A 1,029-nucleotide genomic window follows, 5' to 3' on the forward strand; every position below is an offset into this window, starting at 1 on the left:
TAGCGCATGACTGTTAATCATGATGTCGTAGGTTCGAGTCCTACTGCCGGAGTTCTTTTATAAGATGGTTAAAACTCTGGAGAGTTGTCCGAGTTGGCCGAAGGAGCATGATTGGAAATCATGTAGGCGGTAATAACTGTCTCAAGGGTTCGAATCCCTTACTCTCCGTATCTAAAAGAATTATTATATTGGCCCGTTGGTCAAGCGGTTAAGACACCGCCCTTTCACGGCGGTAACACGGGTTCGATTCCCGGACGGGAAATACCAATTAAAGAAATAAAATCATAAATAGGTTCCGTGGCGTAGGGGTTAACATGCCTGCCTGTCACGCAGGAGATCGCGGGTTCGATTCCCGTCGGGACCGTTATTTGCGCAGTAGCTCAGTTGGTAGAGCAACGGATTGAAGCTCCGTGTGTCGGCAGTTCGATTCTGTCTTGCGCCATTTGGAGGGGTAGCGAAGTGGCTAAACGCGGCGGACTGTAAATCCGCTCCTTCGGGTTCGGCAGTTCGAATCTGCCCCCCTCCATATTTAAAGGGGTATAGTTTAGCGGTAGAACTACGGTCTCCAAAACCGTCAGCGTGGGTTCGATTCCTACTACCCCTGTTATAATTATGGCGACTGTGGCGAAGTGGTTAACGCACCGGATTGTGGCTCCGGCATTCGTGGGTTCGATTCCCATCAGTCGCCTTTTTATTATTGGGCTATAGCCAAGCGGTAAGGCAACGGACTTTGACTCCGTCACTCGTTGGTTCGAATCCAGCTAGCCCAGTTTTTTTAAAGGCGGTATAGCCAAGTGGTAAGGCAGAGGTCTGCAAAACCTTTATCATCGGTTCAAATCCGGTTACCGCCTCTTGTTTTGCCGGCGTGGCGGAATTGGCAGACGCGCTGGACTCAAAATCCAGTGCCCTCACGGGCGTGCCGGTTCGACCCCGGCCGCCGGTATATCGGTTGATACAGTTGAAACCATCGTATTTTAAGGGCTCTTTGTCAACTACTGTTGGTAAGAGTTAAAACGTTAGAATTTAGGA

Annotated in this window: 10 tRNA genes; all 10 read left to right on the forward strand. The window is 49.9% G+C overall.

The annotated features are described in order from the left end of the window. Positions 1-78 precede the first annotated feature (78 nt). The 10 genes from DW196_RS11040 (at position 79) to DW196_RS11085 (ending at position 943) form a co-directional block, all read left to right on the forward strand. Positions 79-168: transfer RNA gene (locus DW196_RS11040), tRNA-Ser, on the forward strand. A 19-nt stretch (positions 169-187) separates the two neighbouring features. Beyond that, positions 188-267: transfer RNA gene (locus DW196_RS11045), tRNA-Glu, on the forward strand. A gap of 24 nt (positions 268-291) precedes the next feature. Next, a tRNA-Asp gene (locus DW196_RS11050) sits at positions 292-364 on the forward strand. A gap of 6 nt (positions 365-370) precedes the next feature. After that, a tRNA-Phe gene (locus DW196_RS11055) sits at positions 371-442 on the forward strand. Positions 443-445: 3 nt separating this feature from the next. Then, positions 446-526, forward strand: a tRNA-Tyr gene (locus DW196_RS11060). Between the two features lie 7 nt (positions 527-533). Continuing rightward, positions 534-604: transfer RNA gene (locus DW196_RS11065), tRNA-Trp, on the forward strand. An 11-nt stretch (positions 605-615) separates the two neighbouring features. Further along, positions 616-688 (forward strand) — tRNA-His (locus DW196_RS11070). A 10-nt stretch (positions 689-698) separates the two neighbouring features. After that, positions 699-770 (forward strand) — tRNA-Gln (locus DW196_RS11075). 10 nt (positions 771-780) lie between these two features. After that, positions 781-851, forward strand: a tRNA-Cys gene (locus tag DW196_RS11080). Between the two features lie 8 nt (positions 852-859). After that, positions 860-943: transfer RNA gene (locus DW196_RS11085), tRNA-Leu, on the forward strand. Positions 944-1,029: the final 86 nt, after the last annotated feature.

This window comes from Vagococcus sp. AM17-17 (genome assembly GCF_003471765.1).
In the GTDB taxonomy this organism is placed as follows: domain Bacteria; phylum Bacillota; class Bacilli; order Lactobacillales; family Vagococcaceae; genus Vagococcus; species Vagococcus teuberi.